Annotated in this window: 9 protein-coding genes; 3 read left to right on the forward strand and 6 right to left on the reverse strand. The window is 72.0% G+C overall.

The window, feature by feature from the left end; translation table 11 throughout:
• Positions 1 to 103: 103 nt before the first annotated feature.
• The 3 genes from mfd to ACFZDK_RS36940 all read right to left on the reverse strand — a co-directional run bounded on the left by mfd (position 104) and on the right by ACFZDK_RS36940 (position 7,252).
• Positions 104 to 3,637 carry a transcription-repair coupling factor gene (gene mfd / locus ACFZDK_RS36930; RefSeq protein ID WP_390978921.1) on the reverse strand — a complete coding sequence of 1,178 codons (3,534 nt, stop codon included), beginning with the start codon at positions 3,635 to 3,637 and terminating at the stop codon, positions 104 to 106.
• 250 nt (positions 3,638 to 3,887) lie between these two features.
• Complete coding sequence (locus ACFZDK_RS36935) at positions 3,888 to 6,467, reverse strand: FtsX-like permease family protein (protein ID WP_390978923.1); 2,580 nt, start codon at positions 6,465 to 6,467, stop codon at positions 3,888 to 3,890.
• Positions 6,464 to 7,252 carry an ATP-binding cassette domain-containing protein gene (locus ACFZDK_RS36940; RefSeq protein WP_390978925.1) on the reverse strand — a complete coding sequence of 263 codons (789 nt, stop codon included), beginning with the start codon at positions 7,250 to 7,252 and terminating at the stop codon, positions 6,464 to 6,466. Before ACFZDK_RS36940 ends, ACFZDK_RS36935 begins: the two co-directional genes overlap by 4 nt.
• A 489-nt stretch (positions 7,253 to 7,741) precedes the next feature.
• Here ACFZDK_RS36940 and ACFZDK_RS36945 point away from each other — a divergent pair, with 489 nt between their 5' ends.
• The 3 genes from ACFZDK_RS36945 to ACFZDK_RS36955 all read left to right on the forward strand — a co-directional run bounded on the left by ACFZDK_RS36945 (position 7,742) and on the right by ACFZDK_RS36955 (position 11,476).
• Positions 7,742 to 9,235, forward strand: a complete 1,494-nt coding sequence (locus ACFZDK_RS36945; protein ID WP_390978927.1) for an MFS transporter — start codon at positions 7,742 to 7,744, stop codon at positions 9,233 to 9,235.
• A 190-nt stretch (positions 9,236 to 9,425) separates the two neighbouring features.
• Positions 9,426 to 9,854 carry a DUF485 domain-containing protein gene (locus tag ACFZDK_RS36950; protein WP_390978929.1) on the forward strand — a complete coding sequence of 143 codons (429 nt, stop codon included), beginning with the start codon at positions 9,426 to 9,428 and terminating at the stop codon, positions 9,852 to 9,854.
• 26 nt (positions 9,855 to 9,880) lie between these two features.
• Positions 9,881 to 11,476: a cation acetate symporter gene (locus ACFZDK_RS36955; RefSeq protein WP_390979160.1), complete on the forward strand. Its 1,596-nt coding sequence runs from the start codon at positions 9,881 to 9,883 to the stop codon at positions 11,474 to 11,476.
• Here the strand turns inward: ACFZDK_RS36955 and ACFZDK_RS36960 are convergent.
• From ACFZDK_RS36960 to ACFZDK_RS36970, 3 genes are all read right to left on the reverse strand, one after another.
• Entirely contained in the window at positions 11,442 to 12,329 is an 888-nt protein-coding gene (locus tag ACFZDK_RS36960) for a cellulose-binding protein (RefSeq protein ID WP_390978931.1), read from the reverse strand. The two genes, ACFZDK_RS36955 and ACFZDK_RS36960, sit on opposite strands and share 35 nt — an antisense overlap.
• A 161-nt stretch (positions 12,330 to 12,490) precedes the next feature.
• Positions 12,491 to 13,048, reverse strand: a complete 558-nt coding sequence (locus ACFZDK_RS36965; RefSeq protein WP_390978933.1) for a dihydrofolate reductase family protein — start codon at positions 13,046 to 13,048, stop codon at positions 12,491 to 12,493.
• Positions 13,049 to 13,162: 114 nt separating this feature from the next.
• Positions 13,163 to 14,098, reverse strand: a complete 936-nt coding sequence (locus ACFZDK_RS36970; RefSeq protein WP_390978935.1) for an RNA polymerase subunit sigma-70 — start codon at positions 14,096 to 14,098, stop codon at positions 13,163 to 13,165.
• Between the last annotated feature and the right edge of the window lie 23 nt (positions 14,099 to 14,121).

The following is a 14,121-nucleotide window of genomic DNA, read 5'->3' on the forward strand; positions in this document are numbered from 1 at the left end:
TGGGAATGAACGGGGCGCCTGGCAGGCACCGGTGCGTCAACGATGAGGAGGGGGCGCGGCCGGTGTCAAGGAAACCGGCGAAGGCCGCGCCCCCGGGCGTTTTCTACGAGCCCAGGACCGAGGCCAGGAACTCGCCCACCCAGCCCAGCAACTCCCTCCCGACCAGCGGCTTTCCGCCGACCTTCGCGGTCTTCGGGCGGGGCACCAGCACCTGGTGGACGGCCGGTTTGATGACGGTCCCGGGGTACAGACGCTTGACCCGCAGCTCCTGCGATTCGCGCAGTTCGACCGGCGCGAACCGGATGTTGGTGCCCTGGAGCACGATCTCGCCGACCCCGCAGGCGCGCGCGAGCATCCGCAGCCCGGCGACGAGCAGCAGGTTCTCCACCGGCTCGGGCAACTTGCCGTAGCGGTCGGTGAGTTCCTCGCGGACGGCCCTGATGTCGTCCTCGGAGTTGGCGGAGGCGATGGAACGGTAGGCCTGGAGGCGCAGCCGCTCGCCGGGCGCGTAGTCGTGCGGGACGTGCGCGTCGACGGGCAGCTCGATCTTGACCTCGAGCGGCGCCTCCTCCTCGATCTCCCCGGTCTCCAGCTGCCGCCGGTAGTCCGCGACGGCCTCGCCGACCATGCGGACGTACAGGTCGAAGCCGACGCCCGCGATGTGCCCGGACTGCTCGCCGCCGAGCAGGTTGCCGGCGCCGCGGATCTCCAGGTCCTTCATCGCCACGTACATGCCGGCGCCCATCTCGGTGTGCTGGGCGATGGTGGCGAGCCGTTCGTGCGCGGTCTCGGTGAGCGGCTTCTCCGGCGGGTACAGGAAGTACGCGTACCCGCGCTCGCGGCCACGGCCGACCCGGCCGCGCAGCTGGTGCAGCTGGGACAGGCCGAAGGTGTCGCCGCGCTCCACGATCAGCGTGTTGGCGTTGGAGATGTCGATGCCGGACTCGACGATCGTCGTCGAGACGAGGACGTCGAACTTCTTCTCCCAGAAGTCCACGACGACCTGCTCCAGCGCCGACTCCGACATCTGGCCGTGGGCCGTCGCGATGCGCGCCTCGGGGACGATCTCACGGAGTCTGGCCGCCGCGCGGTCGATGGACTCGACCCGGTTGTGGATGTAGAAGACCTGGCCCTCACGCAGCAGTTCGCGGCGGATGGCGGCGCCGATCTGCTTCTCCTCGTACGGCCCGACGAAGGTGAGCACCGGGTGCCGCTCCTCCGGGGGCGTGGTGATCGTGGACATCTCGCGGATGCCGGTGACCGCCATCTCCAGGGTGCGCGGGATCGGGGTGGCCGACATGGTCAGCACGTCGACGTTGGCGCGCAGCTTCTTCAACTGCTCCTTGTGCTCGACGCCGAAGCGCTGCTCCTCGTCGACGATGACCAGGCCGAGGTCCTTGAACTTGGTCTCGGAGGAGAACAGCCGGTGGGTGCCGATGACGACGTCGACCGCGCCCTCGCGCAGGCCCTCCAGGGTCCCCTTCGCCTCGGTGTCGGTCTGGAACCGGGAGAGCGCCTTCACGCTCACCGGGAACTGCGAGTACCGCTCGGAGAACGTCCCGAAGTGCTGCTGCACCAGCAGGGTGGTGGGGACGAGGACGGCGACCTGCTTGCCGTCCTGGACCGCCTTGAAGGCGGCCCGGACCGCGATCTCCGTCTTGCCGTAGCCGACGTCGCCACAGATCAGGCGGTCCATGGGGATCGACTTCTCCATGTCCTCCTTGACCTCGGCGATGGTGGTCAGCTGGTCGGGGGTCTCCGCGTACGGGAACGCGTCCTCCAGCTCGCGCTGCCACGGCGTGTCCCCGCCGAAGGAGTGGCCGGGGGCGGCCATGCGCGCGCTGTAGAGCCTGATCAGGTCGGCGGCGATCTCCTTGACGGCCTTCTTGGCACGCGCCTTGGTCTTCGTCCAGTCCGCGCCGCCGAGCCGGTGCAGGGTGGGCGCCTCACCGCCGACGTACTTGGTGATCTGCTCCAGCTGGTCGGTCGGGATGTACAGCCGGTCGCCGGGCTGGCCGCGCTTGGCGGGGGCGTACTCGACGACCAGGTACTCGCGGGTGGCGCCCTGGACGGTGCGCTGCACCATCTCGATGTAGCGGCCGACGCCGTGCTGCTCGTGGACGATGTAGTCGCCCGGCTCCAGGGTGAGCGGGTCGATGGTCTTGCGGCGGCGGGCCGGCATCCGGGCGCCGTCCTTGCCGGCCGCCTTCTGGCCGGTCAGGTCGGTCTCGGTGAGGACGGCGAGTCTGAGCGCCGGGTCGACGAAGCCGTAGTCGATCGAGCCGCACGACACGTGCACGACCGAGGGGCTGACCTCGCCCAGGTCGACGTCCAGGCGGGCGGCGATGCCCTCGCCGCCGAGCACCTCGACGGTGCGGGAGGCGGGGCCGTGGCCCTCGGTGACGAAGACGGTGCGCCAGCCGTCGGCCAGCCAGCCCTTGGTGTCCGCGAGGGCCTTGGCGGTGTCGCCGCGGTAGGTCTCGGGGGCGTGCATGCCGAGCTTGAGGGTGTCGGCGGACAGCTCCTCGTCGGCGGCGAACGGCGACACCGACCACCACATCATGTCCAGCTCGCGCGCACGGTCGCGGACGCCGGCGATCGACCACAGGGAGGCCGCGCCGACGTCGATGGGCGCCTCGCCGCCGCCGGCCGTGGCAGCCCAGGAGGCCTGCAGGAACTCCTGGCTGGTCGCGACCAGGTCGGCGGCGCGCGTGCGGACCCGCTCCGGATCGCACACGACGGCCATCGCGCCCTTGGGCAGCACGTCGAGCAGCAGCTCCATGTCGTCGACGAGGACCGGGGCGAGGGACTCCATGCCCTCGACCGCGATCCCCTCGGCGATCTTGTTCAGCAGCTCGCCCAGCTCGGGGTGTTCCTCGGCGAGCGCACGCGCGCGTGCGCGGACGTCGTCGGTCAGCAGCAGCTCGCGGCAGGGCGGCGCCCACAGGCCGTGCTCGGCGACCTCCAGGGAGCGCTGGTCGGCCACCTTGAAGTAGCGGATCTCCTCGACGTCGTCGCCCCAGAACTCGACGCGCAGGGGGTGTTCCTCGGTGGGCGGGAAGACATCCAGGATGCCGCCGCGGACGGCGAACTCGCCGCGCTTCTCGACGAGCTCCACGCGCGCGTAGGCGGCCGCGGCGAGGGCTTCGACGATGTCGTTGAGGTCGGCGCTCTGCCCGGTGCGCAGCGCCACCGGTTCCAGGTCGCCGAGGCCCTTGACCTGCGGCTGGAGCACGGATCGTACGGGCGCGACGACCACGGAGACCGGGCCGGTCTCGGGGTCGTCGGGGCGGGGGTGGGCGAGGCGGCGCAGGACGGCGAGCCGGCGGCCGACGGTGTCGCTGCGCGGGCTGAGCCGCTCGTGCGGGAGCGTCTCCCAGGAGGGGTACTCCACGACGCCCTCGGAGGGCAGGAGCGTGCGCAGGGCGGCTGCCAGGTCCTCGGCCTCACGGCCGGTGGCGGTGACCGCGAGCACGGGGCGGCCGGTCTCGCGGGCCAGGGCGGCGACCGCGAAGGGGCGGGCCGCCGGGGGGCCGACCAGGTCGACGTGCATGCGGTTGCCGTCCCCGGCTGCCTTGATCGCTTCCGCGAGGGCGGGGTCCTTGACGACGGCGTCGAGCAGACCGTGCAGGCTCATTCAGGGCGGCTTTCGTCGGGGGGTGGGCAACGCGAAGTGCCCGGCGCGGGCTGCGACCGGGGGGTCTCCAGCGTACGACTACGCGGGCGCGGGCGCCGGGGCTGTGGATAACCTCCGCTGCCCTGGCCGTACCAAGGGGCTCCGCCCCCTGGACCCCCGAAGCCTATGCCCGGTGCCGGAGAGTCCCCAGGACTCCCCGGCACCGGGCTTTCCCCCGCAACCCCCGTATGCGGTGGCTCTCGCTGTCGCCTCAGTCCGTGGCGATGGCGTTCAGGACGTTCATGCGGCCCGCGCGGAACGCCGGGATCAGGGCGGCGAAGAGGCCGACGAAGGCGGAGCCGACGAAGACCCCGATGATGGTCGGCCACGGGATCTCCAGGACCTTCAGGCCCTGGAGGGCGAGCAGCTTCTGGGCCGTCGCGCCCCAGCCCATGCCGAGCCCCAGGCCCAGCAGGGCGCCGAAGAGGGCGATGACCACCGACTCCATGCGGATCATGCGGCGCAGCTGGCGTCGGGAGAGGCCGATGGCCCGCATCAGGCCGATCTCGCGGGTCCGCTCGACGACGGAGAGGGCCAGGGTGTTCACCACGCCGAGGACCGCGACGATGATGGCGAGGGCGAGCAGGCCGTAGATCAGATTCAGCAGCTGGCCGATCTGGTCCTTGAGCGCCTGCTTGTAGTCGGTCTGGTCGCGCACGGTGTACTGCGGGTAGTCGTGCAGGGCGGACTTGAGGGACTTGTACGCGGCGTCCTGCTGCCCGTCCTTGGCCGTGGCGAAGACCAGCTCGTCGAGCGGCATCTTGGCGGCCGGCACGTACTGGGCGAGCGTGGCGATGGAGATGTACTTGGCGCCCTGGTCGATGACGACGTCGCTGCTGGTGATCGCGCGGACGGTCAGGTGGGCCGTGCCCCCGTCCTTGAACTTGACGGTGATCTTCGAGCCGAGGTGGATGCCGTGCGCCTTGGCGAACTTCTCGTGGACGGACATCGAGTCGGGCAGGTAGGCGTTCTTGAGGTCGCCGGCGACGGTCTTGGTGCGCAGGTCGGTGGCGTACGTCGGGTCGGCCGCCGTGATGTCGGTGTCCTTGAGGGTCTTGCCGTCGGGCGTGGTGTAGTCGGCGGTGGTGTCCCGGTACTCGGTGACCCGGGCGAGCCCCGGCACGTCCTTGACGGCCTTGACCGCCTGCGGGGTGATCCGCTGGCCGCTGTCGGACTGGATGATGAAGTCCGTGCCGACGGTCTTGTCGAGCTGGTCGGTCGCGGAGGCGACCATGGAGGAGCCGACCACCGAGAGGCAGGCGACCAGCGCGAGGCCGATCATCAGGGCGGCGCCCGTGGCGCCGGTGCGGCGCGGGTTGCGCAGCGCGTTGCGCTCGGCCATGCGTCCGACGGGGCCGAACATCCGCAGCAGGACGGCGCCCAGGACGCGTACCACCCCGCCGGCGAGCAGCGGGCCGATGACGACGAACCCGATGAGCGAGAGCACGATGCCGAGGCCGAGCCAGCCGGCGCCCGCCTTGGCCTGGTTCGCCTGCGAGGCCAGGTAGAGGCCGTAGCCGCCGCCGGCGGTCAGCAGGAGGCCCACCAGGGCGCGGACGACACCGGCCCTGGCGTCGGCGGGGGCGCCCGCGTCGCGCAGCGCGGCCATCGGGGAGACCTTGCCGGCCCGCCGCGCGGGGAGGTAGGCGGCGAGGACGGTGACGACGACACCGAGGACGACGCCGACCACCGGGGTCGTCCAGGCGACCGTCAGATCGCTCGTCGACAGATGCATGCCCATGGAGCCCATGAGCTTCATCAGGCCGACCGCGATGCCGACGCCCGCGCCGACGCCGAGGACCGAGCCGACCGTGCCGAGCAGCAGGGCCTCGACGAGCACGGACCGGTTGACCTGGCGGCGGCCGGCGCCGATGGCCCGCATCAGGCCGATCTCGCGGGTGCGCTGGGCGACCAGCATCGAGAAGGTGTTGATGATCAGGAAGATGCCGACGAGGAACGCGATCCCGGCGAAGCCGAGCATCGCGTACTTCATGACGTTCATGAAGCTCTCGACGTCCTTCTGGTTGGCGTCGGCGGTCTCCTTGGCGGTCTGCACCTTGTAGCGGGCGCCGAGTTCGCCGGTCACGTTCTTCTTCAGCTGCGGGTCGGTCACGCCCGGCGCGGCCGTCACGTTGACGTTGGTGAAGACGCCGGTCTGCCCGACGAGCGTCTGCTGCGCGGTCCTCGTGTCGAGGTAGAAGATCGCGGCACCGGGGTTGGTGACGGTGAAGTCGGCGATGCCGGAGATCTTCGCGGTGTGGGTGCCGACCGCGCTGATCACGCCGATCTCGTCGCCGAGCTTCAGGTGGTGCTTGTCGGCGGTGTCGGCGTCGACCATGACCTGGCCGGAGTTGGCGGGCGCCGTACCGGAGGTGATCTTCATGGTGCGGGCGTCGTTGGAGTTCCAGCTGCCGACGATGGTCGGCGCGCCGCTGGACGGCGACAGGCTGTCCTTCTTCGCGTCGACGACGGTGACGGACGTCGAGAAGACCGTCCCCTCCGCCGACTTGACGCCGTCCGCCGCGCGGACCTTGGCCAGCACCGAGGCCGGCATGACCGGCGGCTTGCCGTTGTCGGAGGTGGTCTCACCGGTGTCGGAGGCGCTCCGGGCGCTGACCGTGACATCGGCCGAGGTCGCCGCGAACAGCTTGTCGAAGGTCGTGTTCATCGTGTCGGTGAACACCAGGGTGCCGCACACGAACGCCACGGACAGCAGCACGGCTATCGCCGAGAGGGCCATGCGCCCCTTGTGCGCGAAGAAGTTGCGCATCGAGGTCTTCATGACGGTCATGACGTACGCCCCCGCGCGTCGAAGTCCTTCATGCGGTCCAGGACGGCGTCCGCGGTCGGCCGGAACATCTCGTCGACGATCCGGCCGTCGGCGAGGTACAGGACACGGTCCGCGTAGGAGGCGGCGACCGGGTCGTGGGTGACCATGACGATGGTCTGGCCCAGCTCGTCGACGGAGGTCCGCAGGAAGCCCAGCACCTCCGCGCCGGCCCGGGAGTCGAGGTTTCCGGTCGGCTCGTCACCGAAGATGATCTCGGGGCGCGCGGCGAGGGCGCGCGCCACGGCCACGCGCTGCTGCTGGCCGCCCGAGAGCTGCGTGGGGCGGTGCTTGAGCCGGTCCGCGAGCCCCACGGTGTCGACCACACGCCCCAGCCACTCCTTGTCGGGCTTTCGCCCGGCGATGTCCATGGGCAGCGTGATGTTCTCCAGCACGTTCAGGGTGGGCAGCAGGTTGAACGCCTGGAAGATGAACCCGATCCGGTCCCGGCGCAGCTGGGTGAGCTTCTTGTCCTTGAGGCCGGTGATCTCGGTCTCGTCCAGGTGGATCTGACCGCTCGTCACGGTGTCGAGCCCGGCGAGGCAGTGCATCAAGGTGGACTTTCCGGAGCCCGAGGGGCCCATGATCGCGGTGAACTGGCCCCGCGCGATGTCCACGTCGACGTGGTCGAGGGCGACGACCCGGGTCTCTCCGGCCCCGTACGCCTTGACGACCTGCCGCGCCCGCGCGGCAACGGCCGTTCGCCCTCCAGTACCCCCGTGCCTGGGAATGGTCACAGCCGATGTCACGGTATGTCTCCTAAGTCGGTCGGCGAAGGGACAGCGTGGTGCTGCGCCTTGCCGTGCTGCGTTCGGTACGACGATGAGTCTCGCGGTCGGCGGGGTCGCTCCGCGCTGGTGCGGAGCCCCGTCTTGCCCGGGGGAAAACCCCACCCCCGCCGGTTCGGTCAACCGCCCCCCGGCGGCGTAAAGCCAGGTTAAGGACGGACGGGGTGCCGTCTCCTCCTCCGGCGGTACGAACCCTCCCCGAGCCGTAGTACGGAGGACCCCCCTAGGGGACGTCCACCGCCGGGTGGAGCCCTTCTCGGGGTCGGGCTCCACCCTTCGACCGGGGCAGCCTCCACCCTCCCGTGGCGTGAGGGTCAAGCCGCCGCCGGTTCCCGCCGGGTGGCGGCCCGTTCTTGCCAGGTGGACACGTACTCCCGCCGGGTGCGGACGGATGGGAAGCTGTCGTACACGACATAGATGCATGAGGGGCACACGGGGAGGGGATCCGGGGTGGGGAGCACGACACCCGCGATACGCGCGGCGGGCCGGGAGACGGGGACGGGCCGGCGCGGGGCCGTGGTGGCCGCGCTGATGCTCTCGATGGCGCTGGCGGCGCTCGACTCCACCGTCGTCTCCACCGCCGTACCGCAGATCGTCGGCGACCTCGGCGGCTTCTCCGTCTTCTCCTGGCTGTTCTCGGGCTATCTGCTGGCCGTGACCGTGACCCTGCCGGTGTACGGCAAGCTCTCCGACACCTTCGGCCGCAAGCCGGTGCTGGTCGCGGGCGCCGCGGTGTTCCTGCTGGGGTCGCTGCTGTGCGCGGCCGCCTGGAACATGGCCGCGCTGATCGCCTTCCGGATCGTGCAGGGCCTCGGCGGCGGGGCGCTGCAGGGCACCGTGCAGACCCTCGCGGCCGACCTGTACCCGCTGGAGGAGCGGCCGAAGATCCAGTCGAAGCTCTCCACGGTGTGGGCGGTGTCGGCGGTCGCCGGGCCGGGGCTCGGCGGGGTGCTGGCCGCGTACGCGGACTGGCGGTGGATCTTCCTGATCAACTTGCCGATCGGCGCGGCGGCGCTCTGGCTGATAGTGCGTCACCTCCACGAGCCGGAGCGCGCGCCGCGCACGCCCCCGAAGGTGGACTGGGCGGGCGCGCTGGCGGTCTTCGCCTGCGGGGGCGTGCTGCTGACGGCGCTCGTGCAGGGCGGGGTGGCGTGGGCGTGGTGGTCCGCGCCGTCGTGCGCGCTGTTCGCCGGCGGGCTGGGGCTGGCGGGGCTCGTGGTGTGGATCGAGCGCCGGGCGGCGGAGCCGATCATCCCGGGGTGGGTGTGGCGCCGCCGTACGATCGCGGCCGTCAACCTGGCGCTCGGCGCGCTGGGCCTGCTGATGGTGGCGCCGACGGTGTTCCTGCCGACGTACGCGCAGTCGGTCCTCGGGCTCGCGCCGGTGGCCGCCGGCTTCGTGCTGTCGGTGTGGACGCTGAGCTGGCCGGTGTCGGCCGCCCTCAGCCAGCACGTCTACCGGCGCATCGGCTTCCGCGACACCGCGATGCTCGGCATCGGCGCGGCCGCGCTGATCCTGTTCGCGTTCCCCTTCCTGCCCTATCCGGGGTCGGCCTGGCAGCCGACGCTGCTGATGCTCCTGCTGGGCGCCGCGCTCGGCCTGTTCCAGCTGCCGCTGCTCGTGGGCGTGCAGTCGACGGTGGGCTGGGCGGAGCGGGGCACCACGACCGCGTCGGTGCTGTTCTGCCGGCAGACCGGGCAGACCATCGGCGCCTCGGTGTTCGGCGCGGTCGCCAACGGGGTGCTGGCGGCCCGGCTGGGCGGTGCGGGCGACCTCGACTCGGTCACCCGCGCGCTGGACGACGGCGCGGTTCCCGAGGCCACCCGCCACGCGATCGCGGACGCGGTGCACGCGGTGTACCTCGGAGCGGCGTGCGCGGCCGCACTGGCGTTCCTGGTCCTGCTGTTCGTCGCGCCGCGACGCTTCCCGGTCCTCAAGGACTGACTCCCGCCCCGGAGTTAACGCGGGTAACACCCCAGGTCAACAACGCTCTCCCGCAGTAAGCGCATACCGACCGGCCAGTTGCCGGAAAAGGCCGCGCGCCCCGGATACCTGCGAGTAACGTGCGTGCCCCGCTCCCCACCTCTCCCTGCGGTCCGCCGCCACGGACCCGAGCCACGCAAGGAGCACCGGGATGTCCTACGACCCGTCCCCGCCTTCCCCACCGTCGTCCCCGCGCGAGCCGTCGTACACCTACCCCTGGCAGCCGCCGGCGCCGGAGCCGCCGCGGCCCCGCCATGTGCCGCACCGGGAGCCGGTCGGGCACCACAGCGACCTGCGGGTGCTGCGCGGCGCCTACCGGCTGCAGCGGCGCACCGCGACCCTCACCGCGCTCGGCTACTTCACCCTCTTCCTGGTGCTGTCGGCGTTCGCCCCGTCCGTGATGACCAGCACGGTCGCCGACGGCGTCCCCACCGGCCTGCTCCTCGCGCTCCTCCAGCTCCCCGTCACCTGGCTGGCGATCGCCCTGTACGAGCACACCGCGCGCCGCCATGTCGACCCGCTCGCCGAGCGCATCCGCAGAACCGCGGAGCTGGACGCCCGGCGGGGGGCCGTACGGTGAGCGGCTTCAGCGGTACCGCGCAGTCCATGTCGCTGGTCGCCTTCACCGTCGTCGCCACCCTCACCCTCCTGCTGTGCGTGATGACCGGCCCGGACCGCGACGACCTCGCCGAGTTCTACACCGGCTACGGCTCGCTCTCCCCGCTCCGCAACGGCCTCGCGATCGCCGGTGACTACATCTCCGCGGCCACCGTCCTCGGCACCGGCGGGGTGATCGCCCTGTGCGGCTACGACGGTGTCGTGCTCGCCCTCAGCACGGCCCTGTCGCTGATGCTGCTGATGTTCCTGCTGGCCGAACCGCTGCGCAACGCGGGCCGGTTCACCATGGGCGACGCGCTGGCCCGCCGGATGCCCGGCCGGAGCGTGCGGATCGCGGCCTGCGCGGTGACCATCGCCGCGCTGCTGCCGCTGATGCTGGTCCAGCTCGCCGGCGCCGGGCAGCTGATGGCCTTCCTGCTCGGCTTCTCCAACGAGGCCGTGCAGACCGGCTGTGTCGTCGGCCTCGGCGCCCTGATGATCAGCTACGCGGCCATCGGCGGCATGAAGGGCACCGCCCTCATCCAGATCCTGAAGATCGTGATGCTGCTCGGCTCCGGCACGGTCGTCGCCCTGCTGGTCCTGCACCGCTTCGACTGGGACCCGGGCGCCCTGCTCACCGCGGCGGCCCGGGGCAGCGGCGCCGGCCCCGCCTTCCTGCACTCGGGCCTCCAGTTCACCGGCGGGCCCGCCGCCCGCCTCGACATGATCACGTCGGAGCTGACCATCGTCCTCGGCGGCGCCTGCCTGCCGCACATCACGATGCGCATGTACACCGCCTCCAGCGCCCGCCAGGTACGCCGTTCGATGTCCTGGGCGGTGTCGAGTGTGGCCCTGTTCGTGCTGATCATCAGCGTGATCGGGTTCGGCGCCACCGCCCTGGTCGGCCGGAGTGCGATCGCCGCGGCCGACCCGCAGGGCAACACCGCCTATCTGCTGGGCTCCCGCGCGGCGTTCGGGACCGACGTGTCGACGGCGGAGAGCCTGCTCTTCACCACCGTCACCACGGCGATCTTCCTGACCCTGCTCGCCTCCGTCGCCGGCATGATCCTCGCCTGCGCCAACTCCCTCGCCCACGACGTCTTCGCGACCCGCGCCCGGGAGCTGCCGGCCCGCCGCGAGATGACCCTGGCCCGGGCTTCCGCACTCGCCATAGGGGTTCCGACGATCCTGCTGGCGACCCTGGTGCAGCACCACAGCCTGCAGCCCCTGGTCACCCTCTCCTTCTGCGTGGGCGCCTCCGCCCTCGCCCCCGCCCTGGTCTACGGCCTCTTCTGGCGCCGCTACACCCGCACCGGCCTGCTGTGCACGCTGCTCGGCGGCACCCTCACCGTGCTGCTGCTGATGCCGGGCACCAACCTGGTCTCGGGCTCGCCGGGCGCCGCCTTCCCGCACGCCGACCTCAACTGGTTCCCCTTCACCACCACCGGCATCGTCTCCATCCCGGCCGGCTTCTTCCTGGGGTGGCTGGGGACGGTGACCTCCGGCCGGCGCCGGGCCGCGGAACAGCGGCGGCAGTACGAGGCGGTGGAGGGCCGCATCCTGGCCGGTGCTACTCCGCCGTCGCGCGTCCCGTCAGGGTCATGAGGCTGTCGCGCATGTGATCCATGTGCGCCTGCACGTCGTCCCAGGTCTCCCCGTGCTCGCGCAGCACCCGCTCGGTCTCCCGCGCGATGCGGTCCTCCCGGACCCGCGCCTCCTCCAGGATCTCGGCGGCCCGCACCCGGGCCGCCTCCTGGTACCGGCGTTCCGAGTCCTCCGCCTCCACCCGGGCACGCTCGGCCTCGGCCAGGGCCGCCTCCGCGCGGGCGATGCGTTCGGCGTTGTGCGCGTCGACCGCGGCGGCGCTCGCGGCCTCCTCGCGCTCCGCCTCGGCCCAGCGTTCGGCGTGCTCCTTGGCCTGGTCGGCGAGCATCGCGGTGGTGCGCTGCCGCACCTCGCGCAGCGCCCCGAGGGCCTCGCCGCGCCACTCCTTCACCTCCAGCCGGGCGCCGATGCGCAGGTCGTCGGCCTCGGCACGGGCGGCGAGGAGCAGCTGGCGGGAGCGTTCCTCGGCGTCCGCGCGGAGCGCGTCGGCCTGCTCCCGCACCGCCCGGCACATGCTCTCGGCGCGCTCCTCGACCTCCGCGACCCCTTCCGTCAGCTCCCGCAGGGCGCTGTTGCGGACGGCCGCCGCCTCGTCGAGCACCAGCCGGAACACCCGCTGCGCGCGGTCCCCGAGCGTCTCGTACGTCTGCGGCGGAAGCTCCGCGACGACGACCCGCAGCCGCTCGGCCTCCGCCTCCATCTCCTTGGCGAGCACGGTGAGCCGCGCGGCCCGCTCCCACGCGGCGTCCCGGTCCTCCGAGAGCGCCGCCATGAACGTGTCGACCTGCTCGGGGCGGTAACCACGCCCCCGGACGGTCACGAAACCGTTCGGCGACACCGATGCGCTGCTCACCCTGGAACCCCTCTCCGCAGACCCGCACGAAATGATGATTTCGCGCACATCTTGATGGATAGGTCTTAAGTGTTCATAACGCGACACTCCGCAGAGATGTCACGGTCGAAGCACCGCACGGGTCGTTTCGGGGGTGCCGACGCGTCCGGGGGCGCGAAATCTCAGCCGCGCGCCCTGCGGTAGCGGGTCAGCACCGCCGCGCCGGAACGCTCCGCGGACACGCACTCCAGCTCGGCGGGCGGACCGCCGGCCGGGAAGAGCGGCCGGCCGGTGCCGAGGACGGTGGGGAAGGTCAGCAGCCGGTACTCGTCGACCAGGTCGGCGGCGGCCAGCGCGTGGACGACACCGATGCTGCCCATCACGACCACGTCCCGCTGCTCGGTCTTGACCGCGTCCAGCAGATCGCCCTCCACGAGACGGGAGTTGGCCCACGCCGACACGTCGGAGAGAGTGCGGGAGACGACCAGCTTCGGTACGGCGTTCAGGCGCGCGGAGAAGGGGTCGTCGCGGCCCGGCCACAGGCGCGCGAAGGCCTCCCAGGTGGACCGTCCCAGCAGGACGACCCCCTCGTCCAGGGTGCGGCCGAGACGGAACTTGTCCCCGGCGATCTCCTCCCGGCCGAACCGGAAGATCCAGCCGCCGTAGGGCGTGCCCCCGGAGCCGTCCGGGTCGGACACGATCCCGTCCACAGTGGTGAATTCGATGACGACAACGCTCATGGCGGTGGTCCCTTCGCTCGATGGTCACCGGTACATACCGGCGGCACCGGGCGGACTCATCGCCGTCGCCGGATTTTCTTCGGGGGATTCTCTTCGGCGGGGGTTCCGCCGGTGTCAGCCGGTGGGGGCGGAGGGCGCGGGCGGCTGCGCCGGCGCGAGCGCCGACAGCACGCGCGGGTCCGCGAACACCACGTTGCAGGCGACCCGGCCGCCGCCGGTGACCGTGAGGACCTGCACGGTGTGCAGCCGGTGCCCGCCGCCGGGCTTGGGGGCGTACGCGGCGAGCGTGGGCTGGCCGTTGGCGGTGAGGGAGCGCATCCGCCAGCCCGTCCCGCGGAGCCGGAACACCCGCTCCATGAACAGGCCGTACTCGCGACGGCCCCGGTACCACAGCAAAACCGGCGGCATCTCCAGGACGGCGTCGTCCGTGAGCAGCCGCACCAGCGCGGGCACATCGGCCGCCTCGAACGCCCGCACATACCTGCCGACCGTCTCCCGCACGACGGCGTCGTCCGGCTCGGTCACCTCGTCCGCGGCGCCCACGCCCGCGAGCGCGGCGCGCGCCCGCTGCAGCGCGCTGTTCACGGCCGGCACCGAGGTCGCCAGCTGGTCGGCGACCTCGGCGGCGCTGAACTCCAGCACCTCGCGCAGCACCAGCACGGCCCTCTGCCGCGCGGGCAGCACCTGCAGCGCCGCCACCAGCGCGAGCCGCAGATCCGCGCGCGCCTCCACGTCGAAGCGCGCGTCGGGGAACGGCTCCAGCCAGGGCACGTCGAGCGCCGGCGTGAGCGGCGCCTCCGGGTCCCCGCTGGGCGCCCCCAGTCCCGACGGCAACGGCCGCCGCGCCCGCCCCTGAAGTGCCGTCAGACACACGTTCGTCGCGATCCGGTACAGCCAGGTCCGCACGGACGCCCGCGCGGGGTCGTAGCGGTCACGGGCCTTCCAGGCGCGCAGCATGGTCTCCTGCACCAGGTCCTCGGCCTCGTGGAACGAGCCCAGCATCCGGTAGCAGTACGCCACCAACTCGCCCCGGTACGGCTCGAAGTCCACCCGCCCATCATGCCCGCAGGGGC

Source organism: Streptomyces sp. NPDC007901, assembly GCF_042959465.1.
Lineage (GTDB): Bacteria > Actinomycetota > Actinomycetes > Streptomycetales > Streptomycetaceae > Streptomyces.

Coding starts and splice junctions, on each gene's coding strand:
- mfd (WP_390978921.1), bottom strand. CDS start 3,637: ATGAGCCTGCACGGTCTGCTCGACGCCGTCGTCAAGGACCCCGCCCTC.
- ACFZDK_RS36935 (WP_390978923.1), bottom strand. CDS start 6,467: ATGACCGTCATGAAGACCTCGATGCGCAACTTCTTCGCGCACAAGGGG.
- ACFZDK_RS36950 (WP_390978929.1), top strand. CDS start 9,426: ATGTCCTACGACCCGTCCCCGCCTTCCCCACCGTCGTCCCCGCGCGAG.
- ACFZDK_RS36955 (WP_390979160.1), top strand. CDS start 9,881: ATGTCGCTGGTCGCCTTCACCGTCGTCGCCACCCTCACCCTCCTGCTG.
- ACFZDK_RS36965 (WP_390978933.1), bottom strand. CDS start 13,048: ATGAGCGTTGTCGTCATCGAATTCACCACTGTGGACGGGATCGTGTCC.